The following is a 17,109-nucleotide window of genomic DNA, read 5'->3' on the forward strand; positions in this document are numbered from 1 at the left end:
AATAAAATCCCTACATACTTTAAGCCTCCCCAATTGCTCCACCAAAGTTAATCGGAAACTTCGGTGTTTCATCAGATTGCTTAATAGGACCAAAGGCTGCTTCAAATTTTTCGATATTATCTTGCAAAGCAAATAGCAATCGCTTGGCATGATCGGGGGTAATAATGATCCGAGATTTCACCTTTGCTTTGGGTGCTCCTGGCATCAAACGAATGAAATCAATGACAAACTCGCTATTGGAGTGAGCAATCGTAGCTAGATTAGCGTACTGTCCTTCGGCAATTTCTTCCGAAAGTTCAATGCTAATCTGGTTCCGCCGTTGCTGTTCTTCCTTTTCTTCTTCAGCCATTATCAGTTGGTTTCTACCGTGCTACTTTCACTTTCCTCTACCACTCGGTTTCCACGAGAAGCTCGTAGTGCTTCGTACTCTTCCTTAGAACCAACAATGATATTTTTGTACTCCCGCATACCGGTTCCAGCCGGAATTAGGTGACCAACGATTACATTCTCTTTTAGCCCATTTAGATGATCGGATTTTCCGCGAATAGAAGCTTCACTTAGCACTTTCGTTGTTTCCTGGAAGGAGGCTGCTGAAATAAAGCTTTCAGTACCTAACGACGCTTGAGTAATTCCTTGTAGGGTAGGCTTAGCCACTGCTGGTTGAGCATCTCGCACCTGCACAATCGTTTTGTCCTGACGTTTCAGAGAAGAGTTTTCATCACGAAGCTGGCGCGAAGAGATAATCATTCCTTGTTTGAAATTAGTAGAATCCCCTATTTCAACTACTAGCTTCTTGTCTAGGATAGCATCATTTTCTTCTCGAAATGAGAACTTATCAACTACCTGTCGCTTCAAGAAACTGGTGTCCCCTTCGTTCTCAATCTCCACTTTCTGCATCATTTGGCTTACAATTACCTCAATATGCTTATCATTAATTTTCACCCCTTGCAGACGGTATACTTCCTGAATTTCATTCACCAAATACTCCTGTACCGCTGTTGGTCCTTTAATCGCTAAAATATCTGCGGGAGTGATGGCTCCATCAGATAACGGCATACCAGCCCGAACGAAGTCATTATCTTGTACAAGAATATGCTTGGATAGAGGTACTAGGTATCGTTTCTTAACACCATCTCTCGACTCAATAAAGATTTCTCGATTACCTCGTTTAATTCCACCGTAGGTAACTGCTCCGTTAATCTCGCTTACTACCGCTGGGTTAGACGGATTACGCGCCTCGAACAGCTCAGTTACTCGAGGTAAACCACCTGTAATATCCCGTGACTTACTCATCATACGAGGAATTTTTGCAATTACTTGTCCGGATCGTACTTTGTCATCAATATCAACAGCCAAGTGTGCTCCTACTGGAATATTGTAAGCTTTTCGCTCATAATCCTTGCTAGAAGGTTCAATAACAATCGCTGGATTTTTGGTTTTATCCCGCGTTTCAGTGATCACTTTCTCGCGGTGACCAGTTTGTTCATCGTACTCCTCCTTGTAAGTAATGCCCTGCTCAATATACTCGAAATCCACTTTTCCTTTGAACTCCGATAAAATCACTGCATTATAAGGGTCCCAATAGCAAAGCTCATCTCCTTTTTTCACCACATCGCCTTCTTTTATTCGAAGGAAGGAGCCATACGGTGCATTATAAGTTGAGAATACCTTACCCGTTTTTTCGTCTACAATTTTTATCTCACCCGAACGCCCCATTACTACTGTTTTAGGTTCGCCCTCATCGTCAGTAGTTTCTAATGAGCGTAGCTCTTCAAATTCTACCTTACCAGAAAATTTCGCTTTTATAGTAGCTTCTACCGCAATGTTAGAAGCAGTACCCCCCACGTGGAAAGTACGAAGCGTTAACTGAGTTCCGGGTTCTCCGATAGACTGAGCAGCAATAACCCCTACTGACTCTCCGTCTTGCACAATGTATCCGGTTGATAAGTTTCTACCGTAGCACTTAGAGCAAATTCCTGTTTTGGTCTCACAAGTTAGCGGTGAACGAATTTCCATTTCTTCAATACCACTTTCATCTATGAGAACAGCTAGTTCTTCTGTAATTTCTGTTCCTGACTCGATAATGAGCTCGTCAGAAATTGGATTAAATAGATCGTGTACGGATACTCGGCCTAAAATACGCTCCGATAGTGGCTCTACTACTTCTTCATTGTCTTTGAGAGAAGCCACTAGCAGCCCACGTACCGTACCGCAATCTTCTTCACGAATTACTACGTCTTGAGCTACGTCTACTAAGCGACGAGTTAGATAACCCGCATCCGCTGTTTTCAGTGCCGTATCAGCCAGACCTTTCCGCGCTCCGTGGGTAGAGATGAAGTACTCAATTACATCGAGCCCTTCTTTAAAGTTAGAAAGAATCGGGTTTTCAATAATTTCTCCTACTGATCCTTGCAGGTTTTTCTGCGGCTTAGCCATTAGCCCCCGCATACCCCCTAATTGGCGAATCTGCTCTCGGGAACCTCGGGCACCAGAGTGCATCATCATATAAATAGAGTTAAACCCTTGTTGGTCATCTTCCATTTTCTTCATCAAGGCATTAGTCAGGCGAGAATTCACTCGAGTCCAAACGTCAATTACTTGGTTGTAACGCTCATTATCGGTAATAAGCCCCATGAAGTAATTGTTCCGCACTGAATCTACCTCTTCTTTGGCTTCCTCAATAAGTCCTAACTTGTCGTTAGGCACAATGATATCATCTAGCCCAATGGATAATCCACCTTTGTAGGCCATCTGGAAACCAAGTTCTTTAATATCATCTAAGAATTTGGCAGTACGAGCTACCCCGGCGATCTTATAAACCGTTGCAATGATTTGCTGTAGCTTTTTCTTAGTAAGCAGCTCGTCTACGTACCCTACTTCTTCGGGTACTAATTCATTAAAAACTACTCTTCCGGCGACAGTTTCAACGATCTTATCTTCTAGTTCGCCTTCCTCATTCCGAACTTTCGCTCGCACTTTAATATGGGCGTGTTTAGAGATGCGACCTTCGTTCATCGCAACAATCACTTCCTCGGCACTGTAGAAAGAAAGCCCTTCTCCAGCAATGGGCACTGCTTTTGAATGTTTACGTCCTTTAGTCACGTAATACAATCCTAATACCATATCTTGAGAAGGGACGGTAATCGGAGCACCATTAGCCGGATTTAAAATATTATGGCTCGATAGCATCAGCATAGAAGCCTCTAATACAGCTTCGTGTCCTAGAGGAACGTGTACCGCCATCTGGTCACCATCAAAATCTGCGTTGAAAGCAGTACATACCAACGGGTGAAGCTGAATCGCTTTACCTTCAATCAATTTAGGTTGGAATGCCTGAATACCCAAACGGTGCAAAGTAGGAGCCCGGTTAAGCAGTACTGGATGCCCTTTCAATACATTTTCCAAAATATCCCAAACCACTGGATCTTTACGATCCACAATTTTCTTCGCTGATTTTACCGTTTTTACGATTCCTCGCTCAATCAGTTTACGAATAATAAATGGCTTAAATAACTCGGCCGCCATATCTTTCGGCAAACCACATTCGTGCATTTTCAGCTCTGGCCCTACTACAATTACCGAACGACCAGAATAGTCAACTCGCTTACCAAGTAGGTTCTGGCGAAAACGTCCTTGCTTTCCTTTGAGCATGTCGCTAAGTGACTTCAACGCCCGATTTCCATCGGAACGTACTGCGTTCACCTTCCGAGAGTTATCAAAGAGCGAGTCAACTGCCTCTTGTAGCATTCGCTTCTCGTTCCGAAGAATTACTTCCGGTGCTTTAATATCTATTAGTCGCTTCAGGCGATTGTTTCGAATGATTACCCGGCGGTAAAGATCGTTCAAATCGGATGTGGCGAATCGCCCACCATCTAGTGGAACTAACGGACGCAACTCCGGTGGAATTACCGGTACCATCTTAATAACCATCCATTCCGGACGGTTTTCGATACGATTGCGAGCGTCAAGGAAAGCAGTTACTACTTTCAAGCGCTTTAGTGCTTCTGCTTTTCTCTGCTGCGATGTATCAGTATTGGCCTGATGGCGCAGGGCATACTCTAGCTCCTGTAGTTTCAGTTGAGCTAACAGCATCTCCAGCGCTTCCGCTCCCATCTTAGCAATAAACTTGTTCGGGTCATTGTCGTCCAATCGTTGATTATCGGCTGGAAGCTTATCAATAATATCTAGGTATTCATCTTCAGTCAGATAATCCAGATAGCTAATGCCATCTTCAGCTTTTACACCCGCTTGAATAACTACATATCGCTCATAATAGATAATCTGATCAAGCTTTTTTGTAGAAAGACCGAGCAGATACCCAATTTTATTAGGTAACGAACGGAAGTACCAGATATGGGCTACTGGCACAACTAACTCAATATGACCCATTCGCTCCCGTCGCACTTTCTTCTCGGTTACTTCTACTCCACAACGGTCGCAGATAATACCTTTGTATCGAATACGCTTATATTTCCCGCAATGACATTCCCAATCCTTTACCGGGCCGAAAATACGCTCGCAAAACAAGCCGCCCATTTCGGGCTTATACGTCCGGTAATTGATGGTCTCGGGTTGCGTAACTTCTCCGTGCGAGCTTTCTAAAATAGACTCGGGAGAAGCAAGACTGATTGTTACCTTCGAGAAATCGTTGGTAAACTTTTTATTTTTTTTGAATGCCATACTTATATCAATTGAAAATTGAAAATGGATAATGCAAAATAGGCGCCCACCGTAATGGGCGCTCGTAATTTTAGTCCAATGTAATTTCCAGGGCTAAACCACGTAGCTCATGAACGAGTACGTTGAATGACTCCGGAATATTTGGCCGAGGCAGGTTCTCACCCTTCACAATCGCTTCGTAAGCTTTAGCTCGCCCAACAACATCGTCCGACTTTACAGTCAGAATCTCTTGTAGAACATTGGCTGCTCCGAAAGCTTCCAGTGCCCACACTTCCATCTCACCAAAACGCTGTCCACCGAACTGAGCTTTACCGCCCAGTGGTTGCTGCGTAATGAGTGAGTAGGGTCCAATAGAACGCGCGTGCATCTTGTCATCAACTAGGTGTCCCAGTTTCAACATGTAGATTACACCCACTGTTACCTTCTGATCGAACCGCACTCCGGATAATCCATCGTACAAGTAAGTTCGTCCGTAGTCCGGTAGCTTCGCAGCTTTTAACTCTTTGATAACATCATCCATGGTAGCTCCGTCAAAAATTGGCGTAGCGTAACGTTTATGAAGTTTCAATCCAGCCCAACCCAGTACGGTTTCGTAGATTTGACCGATGTTCATTCGTGAAGGTACGCCCAGCGGATTCAATACGATATCCACTGGTGTGCCATCGGCTTGAAATGGCATATCCTCTTCCCGTACAATCTTAGCTACTACCCCCTTATTTCCATGGCGACCGGCCATCTTATCTCCTACCTTAAGCTTACGTTTTTTGGCTACGTACACCTTAGCTAACTGAACAATACCCGCAGGAAGTTCATCCCCGACTTCTAAAGTGAAGCGCTCTCGCTTGAAACGAGCCGTTACTTCATTACGGCGAATGTTGTAGTTTTTAACTAGCTCACTCACCATATGGTCAATACGCTCATCGCCAGTCCAATCGTCAACAATAATATCAGCAATTAGATTGGCTTCTTCGGGTATGCTGTAGGAACTTTCGTCGCGATAGATATTTTTGTCAGGAAATAGGTTATTCTCGATGTTCTGACGATTAAACTTTACACCCTTCGCCATGATTTCATCACCAAACTTATGCTTGATGCCTTGAGAGTTCTTGCCGTTTAGCACAGAAACCATCTTATCGATCACTTCGCTTCGTACTGCCAGAATATCATTCTTAAAGCGAGATTTCAATGTTTCTACCTCCTTACGCGCTTTTGCTCTCAGATCCTTATCTTTCTTAGGACGAGAGAAAAGTTTGGTATCAATGACAGTTCCTCGTAGCGAAGGGGACGCCCGTAATGATGCATCTTTCACATCTCCGGCTTTATCTCCGAAAATTGCCCGAAGTAACTTTTCTTCCGGAGTTGGATCAGTTTCTCCTTTCGGAGTAATCTTACCAATTAGAATATCACCTTCTTTTACTGCCGCACCCATTCGGATAATACCGTTTTCATCTAGGTCCTTAACGGCATCTTCGCTCACATTAGGAATCTCCGAAGTTAGTTCCTCTTCACCTCGCTTGGTATCCCGCACTTCCAGTTCAAACTCTTCAATATGTACGGAGGTAAATACATCATCGCGCACTACTCTTTCCGAGATTACAATTGCATCCTCAAAGTTGTACCCCTGCCAAGGCATAAAGGCTACCAGTAAGTTTCTACCTAACGCTAATTCTCCATTCTCAGTAGCAAAACCTTCGCAAAGAACCTGACCTTGAGTTACTCGCTCACCTTTCAATACAATAGGCTTAAGATTTACACAAGTATCTTGATTAGTACGACGAAACTTAATTAGCTCGTAAGTTTTTAGGTCATCACCAAAGTTAACCAATCGCTCATCGTCGGTTAGGTCGTATTTAACGGTAATTTTCTTAGAGTCAACGTAGTGAATTACGCCATCACCCTCCGCTACAATCAGCGAGCGAGAATCTTGCGCTACCCGGCCTTCTAATCCAGTTCCTACAATAGGTGCCTGAGGCTTGAGAAGCGGCACTGCTTGCCGCTGCATGTTCGATCCCATTAAAGCCCGGTTAGCATCATCATGCTCTAGAAACGGAATAAGCGAGGCGGCTACCGATACAATTTGGTTCGGTGCAATATCCATATAGGTAAGGTCATCAGGACCTACTACCGGAAAGTCTCCTTCGTAACGAGCCTTTACCGTTTCATTTACAAATTTCCCATTGTCTCCGATAGGGGCATTTGCCTGCGCAATGTTATGCGTATCTTCTTCCTCAGCAGTTAAATATACTACATCTTTAGTAACAACTCCATCGTTCACTTTGCGGTACGGGGTTTCAATAAAGCCCATTGTATTCACTTTGGCGTGAACACAGAGTGAAGAGATCAATCCGATATTCGGTCCTTCCGGGGTTTAAATTGTACATAAGCGACCGTAGTGAGTGTAATGCACATCGCGCACCTCAAAACCAGCTCGCTCTCGGGACAGACCACCTGGCCCTAAGGCCGACATTCTTCGCTTATGAGTAACTTCCGCCAGTGGATTGGTTTGATCCATAAACTGGGAAAGCTGATTTGTTCCGAAGAAAGAATTAATCACCGAAGAAAGTGTTCGGGCATTGATTAGATCAACGGGTTTGAAATCCTCATTGTCCCGCACGTTCATTCGTTCTTTGATAGTTCGAGCCATCCGAGCCAAACCTACGCCAAACTGGCTGTAGAGTTGCTCCCCAACAGTTCGTACTCGTCGGTTACTCAGGTGGTCAATATCATCAACAACCGCCTTAGAGTTAATTAATCCGATCAGGTACTTTACAATCTTGATAATATCTTCTTTGGTCAGTACGCGAATATCGGACTCAATCTGCAAATCAAGTTTTTTGTTAATTCGGTAGCGACCTACTTCACCCAGATCGTAACGCTTGTCGCTGAAGAATAGACTTTGGATAATGTCCCGAGCAGTTTGTTCATCGGGTGCTTCAGTATTACGAAGCTGACGATAGATTTGCTCAACGGCTTCCTTCTCGGAGTTGGAGGGATCTTTCTGAAGCGTATTATAGATGATTGAGTAATCCGTCACATTTACATCTTCCCGGTGTAAAATAATCGAGTCGGTACCCGATTCAAGAACGGTATTAATATCTTCTTCCTGGAGTATTGAGTCTCGCTCCAATAACACTTCATTTCGGTCGATAGAAACTACTTCTCCGGTGTCTTCATCCACGAAGTCTTCCGTCCAAGTACGCAGCACTCTTGCGGCAAGTTTTCTTCCTTCGTACTGCTTAAGGTTCTTCTCATTAGCTTCAACTTCTTCAGAAAGCTCAAATAGGTTGAGAATGTCTTTATCTAAGCCGTAGCCGATTGACCGCAACAACGTTGTAACTGGGAACTTCTTCTTTCGGTCGATATACGCATACATAACGTTGTTTACGTCCGTAGCAAACTCAATCCACGAGCCTTTAAACGGAATAATTCGCGCTGAGTACAGCTTGGTGCCGTTAGTATGCTTGCTTTGCGCGAAGAATACGCCCGGAGACCGGTGCAGTTGCGATACAATAACACGTTCAGCTCCATTAATAATAAAGGAACCTTTAGTAGTCATGTACGGGATATTCCCCAGAAAAACCTCTTGCTCAATTGTTTCAAAGTCTTCATTATCTTCATCGTTACACGATAAACGCAACTTTGCCTTGAGTGGAACTGAGTAGGTTAATCCTCGGTCTATGGACTCATCAACCGAATATTTCGGTGGATCAATTACGTAGTCAATAAACTCAAGAACGAAATTCTCTCGGGAATCAGTGATCGGAAAGTTTTCCGAAAATACTTTATATAGTCCTTCATTTCTCCGTTGCTCAGCAGGAGTATCAATCTGTAGGAAATCCTGAAAAGATTGTAACTGAACATTAAGAAAATCGGGGTAATCTAATACCTTTCCAATAGAAGCAAAGCTAATACGGTCAGGGAGCCCAGCAGTCAGACTGGCTTTATTTTTAGAATTTTTTACGTTAGCCAAAACACTTCAATTTTTTGGGTGATAAGAATATTCAGAATATTATTCTGGTGGTAGTTAAGAAGTAAAGCCGGTAAAAAGCCCACAAACGGGAAAAGACCTGACTAGCGAGCCAGGCCTGTGATGCTAAAAATGAAATATGGTCGTGGTATATTGCTAATTACTTAATTTCTACTTCAGCACCGGCTTCTTCTAATTGCTTTTTCAAGCCTTCAGCTTCGTCTTTAGGTAACCCTTGTTTTACTTCGGTAGGAGCGCCATCTACTAATGCTTTAGCTTCTTTCAATCCTAATCCAGTAAGTTCTTTCACAAGTTTCACTACTGCTAGTTTAGATCCACCTGGAGCTTTAAGAATTACATCAAACTCAGTTTGTTCCTCAGCTCCGCCGCCTTCTCCGCCACCACCAGCGGGTGCTGCGGCAACAGCTGCGGCAGCAGCCGGCTCAATACCATATTCTTCTTTCAGAATGTTCGCCAACTCGTTTACTTCTTTCACTGATAGGTTAACCAGTTGTTCTGCGAAGTCTTTCAGATCTGCCATTTTAATTCGAGATTAATTAGTACGTATTGTTTAATTGATTTTATTTTTCTATGACTCTTCTCGCTCCGATAAGGTTTTAACAATGCCTGCCAATTTGCTTTTGCCACTCTGAAGGGCAGAAATAACATTTTTAGCAGGAGATTGCAGTAACGTGATTACCTCACCCAAAAGTTCCTCTTTAGACTTCAGCGAACTGAGCATATCTAAGTGCTCGCCACCGATGAATAAGTCCGAATCAATGGAAGCGGCTTTCATTGCTGGCTTTTCAGCATCAGCTATACCTTTTTTTCGGTATTCTTTAATAATTTTTGCTGGAGCATTACTTGTATCAGTCGAAAACATAATACCCGAAGTCCCTTTCAGGGCATCATTAAAAGATTCATAATCGGTATCAAGTTGCTCTAGTGCTTTCCGGATCAGGGTGTTTTTGTAGATCTTATATTCAACTCCCCGCTGAAAGCACATTGCCCGGAATTCGTTAATCTCCTTAACCGATAAACCGCCAGTATCGGCTACGTAAAAGTAGCTGGTGTTGCGTAGCTTTTCGGCAAGGTCATCAATCAGGGTTCCTTTTTCTTCTCTAGTCATAACAGTTATATACCTGGAACGGTGTTTTTATCTATCGGCACTCCTTTGCTCATAGTGCTCGATAATGAAATGCTTTTAAAATAAGTTCCCTTGGCAGAAGAGGGCTTCAAACGGTTAATCATTTGAATCATTTCAGTAGCGTTCGCTACTAGTTTCTCATGATCAAAAGATGCTTTTCCAATGCTAGCGTGAATAATACCGAACTTATCTACTTTAAAATCAATTTTACCAGCTTTCACATCCTGCACTGCTTTTCCAATATCCATGGTTACAGTACCTGCTTTCGGATTAGGCATTAGACCGCGAGGACCCAAAACTCTACCGAGCCGACCTACTTTTGCCATTACGGTAGGCATCGTTACAATAACGTCTACATCAGTCCAGCCACCTTCAATCTTTTGAATGTATTCGTCTAAACCTACGTAGTCAGCACCAGCTTCTTTCGCTTCAGCTTCTTTTTCAGGGGTACAAAGCACTAACACTTTCACATCCTTACCGGTACCGTGTGGTAGAGCAACTACCCCTCGCACCATTTGGTCGGCCTTTCGGGGATCTACCCCTAGATTCACATCAATATCTACCGAAGCATCAAACTTGGTAGTGGTAATATCTTTAACAATTTCAGCAGCTTCTTGAATAGAATAAGCCTGCGTGAGGTCATATTTCTTCAGAGCGTCTTGTTGTTTTTTTCCTAGCTTCGCCATGTGTTCACTAATTTATTCGGCCCAAGGGGCTTTTCCGGTAACTCTTAAGCCCATGCTTCGGGCAGTGCCTGCTACCATTTTCATAGCCGACTCCACTTTAAACGCGTTTAAATCAGGCATCTTCGTTTCGGCAATATCCTTTACCTGATCCCAAGTCACACTACCTACTTTGGCCCGATTAGGTTCCGCAGAACCCTTCTTTAGTTTGGCCGCTTCCATCAACAGAGCCGCCGCTGGGGGAGTTTTGATTACGAAGTCAAAGGACTTATCAGTATATATTGATACTAATACTGGAAGTAATTGACCGGGTTTATCTTGCGTTCGCGCATTAAACTGCTTACAAAACTCCATGATATTCAATCCCTTACTACCCAAAGCTGGGCCTACAGGCGGGGATGGGTTTGCTTGCCCACCGCGAATCTGTAATTTTAAGTATCCGCTTATTTCTTTAGCCATTGTTACCGCTATTATCTACTTTTTCAACTTGCATATAATTTAGCTCTACCGGAGTGTTACGGCCAAATATCTTCACCATTACTTTCAACTTCCGGCGCTCTTCAAATATTTCTTCAATATTGCCGATGAAACCACTAAATGGCCCATCCATTACTTTTACTTCTTCACCCTCAATATACGGGGTATCCATTTTAATATCTTCTTCCTCTGCTTCGTCAACCCGCCCTAAAATTCGGTTTATCTCCGACTCCCGCAGTGGCACTGGTGGTTCTTGCGAACGAGCGGTGCTGGTTCCTTTGGCACTCAAAAATCCGATTACGTTAGGTACGTTATTGATCATGTGAAGCACTTCCCCATTTTTCAGATCAGCGGAAACTATGATATACCCTGGAAAAAACTGACGTTCCCGCACTCGTTTTTTTCCGTTTCGCATCTCCATCACTTTCTCCGAAGGGATGATTACCTGGGGAACAAACTCTTCTAGCTTATTTATTCTAATCTCGTGCTCGAGGTATTCCCGAACTTTACGCTCTTTCCCACTTACAGCGCGGATCACATACCATTTTGGATCGATCATGACTTTCAGTGTTTTTTAAAATGCGTTGTAAAACCATTTCATCGCATTTTCAAAGCCGAGATCGATGACTCCAATTAGTAATGCAAAGATTAATGAAGCTACTAATACTAAAAACGAACTTCTCTGCAATGATGCATAAGCCGGCCAAGTGACCTTCTCGCTCATCTCCTGATAAGAGGCTCGGATAAATTCAACAACGTTGTTCATAATTAATGCTTCATTTTAGCACGGGCGGTAAGATTCGAACTCACGACCTACGGTTTTGGAGACCGTTGCTCTACCAGCTGAGCTACACCCGTTTGGGAAATATAAAATGAGAAATAGAAAATATGAGACAAGAACTTTCTCATCTCATATCGCCCGGCGACCCGGTTCATATCTCATATTTTTCTAGTCTGTGATTTCAGTTACCTGACCGGCACCTACTGTACGGCCACCTTCACGTATTGCGAAGCGAAGACCTTTTTCCATGGCTACTGGCGAGATAAGTTCTACTGTAATAGAAACATTATCACCCGGCATTACCATTTCAACATTGTCCGGAAGTGTAATCTCACCCGTTACGTCAGTAGTACGGAAGTAAAACTGAGGGCGGTATCTTTTAAAGAAAGGAGTATGACGCCCACCTTCTTCTTTGGAAAGCACGTAAACTTCTGCTTTAAACTTCGCATGCGGGGTTACTGAACCCGGCTTAGCAATTACCATTCCGCGACGAATCTGTGATTTCTCAATTCCACGAAGTAATAGTCCAACATTGTCACCTGCTTCTCCGCGGTCAAGAATCTTACGGAACATTTCCACACCCGTTACGGTAGACTTCAAGTTTTCAGCTCCCATACCCAAGATTTCAACGCTTTCGCCAGAGTTGACTACTCCTCGCTCAATACGACCAGTAGCTACTGTTCCTCGTCCCGTAATTGAGAACACATCCTCAACCGGCATCAAGAAGTCGAGGTCAACCAACCGCTCGGGCATTGGAATGTACTCATCTACCGCGTTCATTAGGTCATTAACTTTCTCTACCCACTGGTCTTCACCGTTCAGTGCACCTAGTGCCGAACCTTGAATCACAGGAATATCATCCCCAGGAAATTCGTAGAACGAAAGCAGTTCACGAATTTCCATCTCTACTAGTTCTAGTAGCTCAGCGTCATCCACTAAGTCTACTTTATTCATGAATACAACAATTGCCGGTACACCCACCTGGCGAGCCAGTAGAATATGCTCGCGCGTTTGGGGCATTGGGCCATCAGTAGCTGCAACTACCAAAATAGCTCCATCCATCTGAGCCGCTCCGGTAACCATGTTCTTTACGTAGTCAGCGTGACCTGGACAGTCAACGTGGGCGTAGTGACGGTTCTCAGTTTGGTACTCAACGTGAGAGGTGTTAATTGTAATACCCCGTTCTTTTTCCTCCGGAGCATTGTCAATAGATGCAAAGTCTTTCAGTTCTGCCAGCCCTCTCCCCGCCAATACGGTGGTGATAGCAGCAGTTAACGTTGTCTTACCGTGGTCAACGTGACCGATAGTACCGATATTTAAGTGCGGTTTGGAACGGTCAAAGGTTTCTTTAGCCATGTTAAAAAACAGTTTCAGTGATCAAAATGTAACGAAATATAAGAGGCAAATGCCTCTGTAAACGTTTGAGCCAACGACGAGATTTGAACTCGTGACCTCTTCCTTACCAAGGAAGCGCTCTACCCCTGAGCTACGTCGGCAGCTCAATAATGATTGATGATAAATGAATAATGAATGATCGTTTGTTTTTTGTCAGTCATTATTCGTTTCTTCATTAATCACTAGTAAGAGCGGGAGAAGGGTCTCGAACCCTCGACCTACAGCTTGGAAGGCTGTCGCTCTACCAATTGAGCTACTCCCGCTTGTTAATGACTGATGAGTAATTGTAAATGAATAAAACAGTCATTTATCGTTATTCACTAATCATTAGAGTGTTATCTGCCCTAACACCAACCCCACTAGAATAATTCGCCCTTAGTTCAGATTCTGTCAGTGGGGAGAGAAGGATTCGAACCTTCGAAGCCGAAGCAACGGATTTACAGTCCGTCCCATTTGACCGCTCTGGAATCTCCCCAAAAACTCCATGTATATAAATAGTAGGAAAACCTAAAATTTACCCACTATTTTTAATGGAAGGGCAAAAGTAAGGTCTTTTTCTATATATTCAAATGATACCCGAAAAGAAATTGGAAAAAATCCACTTAAATTTTTAGTAAGTATTTGACTGATACAAAGCTTTGAGTCGATCATCCTTCTCGCCGTCCCTAATAGACTGAAGCATCAGGCTTACATCCGGCTGATCGCTAAAGAACAGCAACCCACGGTAGGCTGTGAGCCGAATGTAATATTGGGGATGATTTCGAGCTTGATCGGCCAATAGCTGAACACCTTGCTTGGTAGATGAATCATTATCAGTCGCTACTAAGTATTGCGCTAAATAATTTAGAAAATAGTATAAAGTTTCATCCGGAATCTTAGTTGCTTTTTCTTTAAACCATTGGTACTGACCGGCTACTCCTTCAGAAACAAAGTAGTCGGCCAGGGCCATCACCGTATTAAAGTTGGTTAATTCATGGTAGGGTGCAAAGCGAGAAGCCTTATCATTAGCCGTTGTTTTGGCGTAACCAGCAATGGCGGTGCCTACTACCGCGTAGCTAGAATCTTGCAAAGCTTGCTGAAATACATCTTGATAGCGTTCGGGATCAATGGTAGCCAAGGCATTAATCGCATCAGCCCGTACTAGTGATTTTTTATCGTTACGGGCCAACATCTCAATTTTTCGCAGTAGCATACTGTCGCTCACACTTAAATTTTCCTCTAAAGCATTAATTGCTAACCGCCGGATCATCCAGAAATCATGATCTAATGCTTCGGTTAAGATGGCAGGAGTAATGGTGGCAGTAGAATCACTAACTAACGTTTGTAAACTGGCTAACTGATGAGCAAAGTGATTGGTGTTACGAAACTGATATGCCCACTCCTTCTCCGACTTATCGTGAGAAACCTGAGCCAATAACGCACCTTCAGCATCAAACAATACCAATTGCGGTTCGGTATCGGCAGTAATAATGAATTCTTGATACGGTTCATTAATCCACAGCTCATAACTACTCCGTCGGCTATTGACCCATACATCTACCGTAACCGGAATCTGGTAGATTGGAGCAGCCTCAGGATCTTGAAGTTGCGATACAATTAGCGTTAGCTGCCCCTCCTGGTAGCGTTGCTGCACATCGAATACCGGATGACCAGAATTGAGAAACCACTGATTGAAAAACCAATTAAGGTCTTGCCCAGTCACCTCTTCGAAGGCAATACGTAAGTCGTGAATTTCTACGGAGGTGTAGGCATGGCGGGTTAAATAAAGTTCTAGTGCGGCAAAGAATGCTTCATCACCCACGTGCTTGCGTAGCATATGCAAAACCAAACTTCCCTTATCATAGGAATGGCGATCAAACATATCTTCTTTATCAGCATGGCGATAGCGAATCAGATCAACTTGCTTGTTTTCCGCTTCCGATAGATAGTTTTGCAGTTTTTCCCATCGTTCGTACTCAGCTTCATCTTTTCCGTAGTAGTGTTCACTCCATAGGTACTCTCCGTAGGTAGCGAATGATTCATTCAGTGGAAGATTAGCCCAAGACTCGCAGGTAACCAAATCGCCAAACCAGTGGTGGAATAGCTCATGAGCAATAATTCCGTCCCAATGATTGTCAAGCAGTTCACGATCGTCCACTAGTAGGGCATCGTAGAAAACCGAAGCGGTAGTGTTCTCCATTGCCCCGGAAACGAAATCTTGAACCACAACTTGAGAGTACTTAGGCCAGGGATATTTCACACCGGTTTTTTCGGAAAAGAACGACAGCATTTCGGGAGTCCGTCCGAAAATATCATCAGCATAAGCGGCGTAGGCCGAATCAATATAATAATTGACCGGCAACTCATTCCATTGATCTTCTATTACTGCAAAGTTGCCCACCGCCATCATAAATAAATACGGAGCGTGGGGCAAATCCATTTTCCAGTAATCAGTTCGGGTTTGCACCGAATCATCTGATGAGTTTCGTTGAGAATATACCAACGTACCATTCGAGAGCGTTTCGTAGCGATTGTCTACGGTAATGAACATCTCTTGAGTGCAGCGTTCGTTAGGAATGTCAATGGTGGGAAACCAACGAGAGCTAGCTTCAGTCTCACCCTGCGTCCAGATTTGAGGCGATGGTTCATCAATAAAGTATAACCCTTTGTCGGAAGTGATCGCTGCGCTGCCACCACTGGCAAATTCGTCAGGCTTGGCGGTATAATCAATCACCAACCAGAAGTCTTCGTTGCGAGAATACGTTTTATCTAAAGCAACTTGAAGGATTAGACTATCATATTCGTACTCGAGCGGACGTAAGTTAGATGCAGTAGCTTTATCACTCATTAAATACACCGAGTGGATGTCAAATCCTTTAGCATCTAAGCTAACGGTAGACTGAGGATAGAAATAAGGCTTTAGCTGAAGCGTAGCTTTACCGTAAAGATAATGTTTTGCCCAATCGAAGCGTACTTCTAGCTTGGTATGTAGCAAATCATGTTCACGAGCTTCAGTAGCTTGGTAAGGTAGGGCAGCAACTTCTTCAACCTCTGGCTCTCCTTCTGCTACCTCGCTTACTACCGAGTCAGGTTCGGCGTTAGGATTAGTAATATCAGCTGGTTGGGTAGCAGCAATTTGTTCTACTTTGCAAGCCGAAAAGCTTACGGTTAAGGAGCAAAATCCAATCACGACTATCTGCCTGATTGATACAGATGAAATTAATTTCAATACTTTTCTATTCATTGTGGTTTGTTGGCGCGAGGCACAAATATCGGATTAAGTAACGACTTAACCGGTAAAACTATTCCCCTCAATTAAACTTTTATCAGCCAATTTCAGCCATTGTCTCAAATTTGGCTGAAGCCCGCACCAAATGAGTGTCATTTTCAATATACTTGTATCATGACGAAACAAATACTATCCATAAGCCTGCTTATCTTTCTTTTCCTAATTCCTTTATCAACTTACGCTCAAGAAGCTTTTTTCACTAATGGTTTTCGGGTTTCAGAACTTACGGCAAACGAAGCCATTGTCTGGACGCGTTTATGTGGGCAGGAAAAACCCAACCCGGTGGTTCACGAACGCCAGCCTAAGGTATTTCGCCATCCGCTCAATTTTAATGAAGATATGCCCGTAGATGAAATGGATGGAGCAGTTCGTGGTGCCGAAGGCTACGTTCGGGTAATAGTCGAGGCGGCGCAATCTACCAAAACTTCAGAATGGTTTCCTGCTGAGGCGAAAGAAGATTATACAGTTCATATTCCTTTGAAAGGACTGACCTCAGATACCGAATATACTATCCGATTAGAAGGAAAGGCGCAGCAATCCGATGAAGACTTAGCAGTACTAAGGGGAAGTTTTCACACCCCTCCCGCAGATACGGTAGCGGCTCCAGTATCGTTCACTGCTTCTACCTGCCAGTATTTTTGGAGCTACGACGATTCGGTTGCTGGGTTTAAAACGTATATGACTATGGCGGAGATGGCTCCCGATTTCTTC

The 17,109-nt window shown here is 43.6% G+C and carries 10 protein-coding genes, 4 tRNA genes and 2 pseudogenes; 1 reads left to right on the forward strand and 15 read right to left on the reverse strand.

Annotated elements, in window-relative coordinates; all coding sequences use genetic code 11:
* Positions 1–19: 19 nt before the first annotated feature.
* The 15 genes and pseudogenes from WBA23_RS18015 to WBA23_RS18085 all read right to left on the reverse strand — a co-directional run bounded on the left by WBA23_RS18015 (position 20) and on the right by WBA23_RS18085 (position 16,299).
* Positions 20–349: a DUF3467 domain-containing protein gene (locus WBA23_RS18015; protein ID WP_424583676.1), complete on the reverse strand. Its 330-nt coding sequence runs from the start codon at positions 347–349 to the stop codon at positions 20–22.
* 2 nt (positions 350–351) lie between these two features.
* Complete coding sequence (gene rpoC, locus WBA23_RS18020; RefSeq protein ID WP_424583677.1) at positions 352–4,680, reverse strand: DNA-directed RNA polymerase subunit beta'; 4,329 nt, start codon at positions 4,678–4,680, stop codon at positions 352–354.
* A 70-nt stretch (positions 4,681–4,750) separates the two neighbouring features.
* Positions 4,751–8,614: pseudogene (rpoB, locus tag WBA23_RS18025) on the reverse strand (DNA-directed RNA polymerase subunit beta).
* A gap of 193 nt (positions 8,615–8,807) precedes the next feature.
* A complete protein-coding gene (gene rplL, locus WBA23_RS18030; protein ID WP_302205973.1) occupies positions 8,808–9,188 on the reverse strand; it encodes a 50S ribosomal protein L7/L12 in 381 nt (126 codons plus the stop codon).
* Positions 9,189–9,236: 48 nt separating this feature from the next.
* Positions 9,237–9,776, reverse strand: a complete 540-nt coding sequence (gene rplJ / locus WBA23_RS18035) for a 50S ribosomal protein L10 (RefSeq protein WP_424583678.1) — start codon at positions 9,774–9,776, stop codon at positions 9,237–9,239.
* A 5-nt stretch (positions 9,777–9,781) separates the two neighbouring features.
* Positions 9,782–10,480, reverse strand: coding sequence for a 50S ribosomal protein L1 (gene rplA / locus WBA23_RS18040; RefSeq protein WP_424583679.1), 699 nt, complete (start codon positions 10,478–10,480; stop codon positions 9,782–9,784).
* A 12-nt stretch (positions 10,481–10,492) separates the two neighbouring features.
* Complete coding sequence (gene rplK, locus WBA23_RS18045) at positions 10,493–10,936, reverse strand: 50S ribosomal protein L11 (protein ID WP_424583680.1); 444 nt, start codon at positions 10,934–10,936, stop codon at positions 10,493–10,495.
* Positions 10,929–11,513, reverse strand: coding sequence for a transcription termination/antitermination protein NusG (gene nusG / locus WBA23_RS18050; RefSeq protein ID WP_424583681.1), 585 nt, complete (start codon positions 11,511–11,513; stop codon positions 10,929–10,931). Before nusG ends, rplK begins: the two co-directional genes overlap by 8 nt.
* Positions 11,514–11,528: 15 nt before the next feature.
* Positions 11,529–11,720: a preprotein translocase subunit SecE gene (secE, locus tag WBA23_RS18055; protein WP_424583682.1), complete on the reverse strand. Its 192-nt coding sequence runs from the start codon at positions 11,718–11,720 to the stop codon at positions 11,529–11,531.
* Between the two features lie 19 nt (positions 11,721–11,739).
* Positions 11,740–11,812, reverse strand: a tRNA-Trp gene (locus tag WBA23_RS18060).
* Between the two features lie 91 nt (positions 11,813–11,903).
* Positions 11,904–13,091 (reverse strand): elongation factor Tu, encoded by a 1,188-nt coding sequence (tuf, locus tag WBA23_RS18065; RefSeq protein ID WP_424583683.1) that lies wholly within the window; start codon positions 13,089–13,091, stop codon positions 11,904–11,906.
* Between the two features lie 68 nt (positions 13,092–13,159).
* A tRNA-Thr gene (locus WBA23_RS18070) sits at positions 13,160–13,231 on the reverse strand.
* An 89-nt stretch (positions 13,232–13,320) separates the two neighbouring features.
* Positions 13,321–13,393 (reverse strand) — tRNA-Gly (locus WBA23_RS18075).
* A 131-nt stretch (positions 13,394–13,524) separates the two neighbouring features.
* Positions 13,525–13,605, reverse strand: a tRNA-Tyr gene (locus WBA23_RS18080).
* 135 nt (positions 13,606–13,740) lie between these two features.
* Positions 13,741–16,299: a M1 family metallopeptidase gene (locus tag WBA23_RS18085; protein ID WP_424583684.1), complete on the reverse strand. Its 2,559-nt coding sequence runs from the start codon at positions 16,297–16,299 to the stop codon at positions 13,741–13,743.
* A 213-nt stretch (positions 16,300–16,512) separates the two neighbouring features.
* Between WBA23_RS18085 and WBA23_RS18090 the strand changes: the two are divergent.
* A pseudogene (locus tag WBA23_RS18090) lies at positions 16,513–17,109 on the forward strand (alkaline phosphatase); the annotation flags it as partial.

The sequence above is a fragment of the Tunicatimonas sp. genome, assembly GCF_049647865.1.
Taxonomy (GTDB): Bacteria; Bacteroidota; Bacteroidia; order Cytophagales; family Cyclobacteriaceae; genus Tunicatimonas.

Bases quoted from the DNA above. Each gene is read 5' to 3' on its own strand.
- rplJ (WP_424583678.1), bottom strand. From the start codon at position 9,776: ATGACTAGAGAAGAAAAAGGAACCCTGATTGATGACCTTGCCGAAAAG.
- tuf (WP_424583683.1), bottom strand. From the start codon at position 13,091: ATGGCTAAAGAAACCTTTGACCGTTCCAAACCGCACTTAAATATCGGT.
- secE (WP_424583682.1), bottom strand. From the start codon at position 11,720: ATGAACAACGTTGTTGAATTTATCCGAGCCTCTTATCAGGAGATGAGC.
- WBA23_RS18015 (WP_424583676.1), bottom strand. From the start codon at position 349: ATGGCTGAAGAAGAAAAGGAAGAACAGCAACGGCGGAACCAGATTAGC.
- rplK (WP_424583680.1), bottom strand. From the start codon at position 10,936: ATGGCTAAAGAAATAAGCGGATACTTAAAATTACAGATTCGCGGTGGG.
- nusG (WP_424583681.1), bottom strand. From the start codon at position 11,513: ATGATCGATCCAAAATGGTATGTGATCCGCGCTGTAAGTGGGAAAGAG.
- rplL (WP_302205973.1), bottom strand. From the start codon at position 9,188: ATGGCAGATCTGAAAGACTTCGCAGAACAACTGGTTAACCTATCAGTG.
- rpoC (WP_424583677.1), bottom strand. From the start codon at position 4,680: ATGGCATTCAAAAAAAATAAAAAGTTTACCAACGATTTCTCGAAGGTA.
- rplA (WP_424583679.1), bottom strand. From the start codon at position 10,480: ATGGCGAAGCTAGGAAAAAAACAACAAGACGCTCTGAAGAAATATGAC.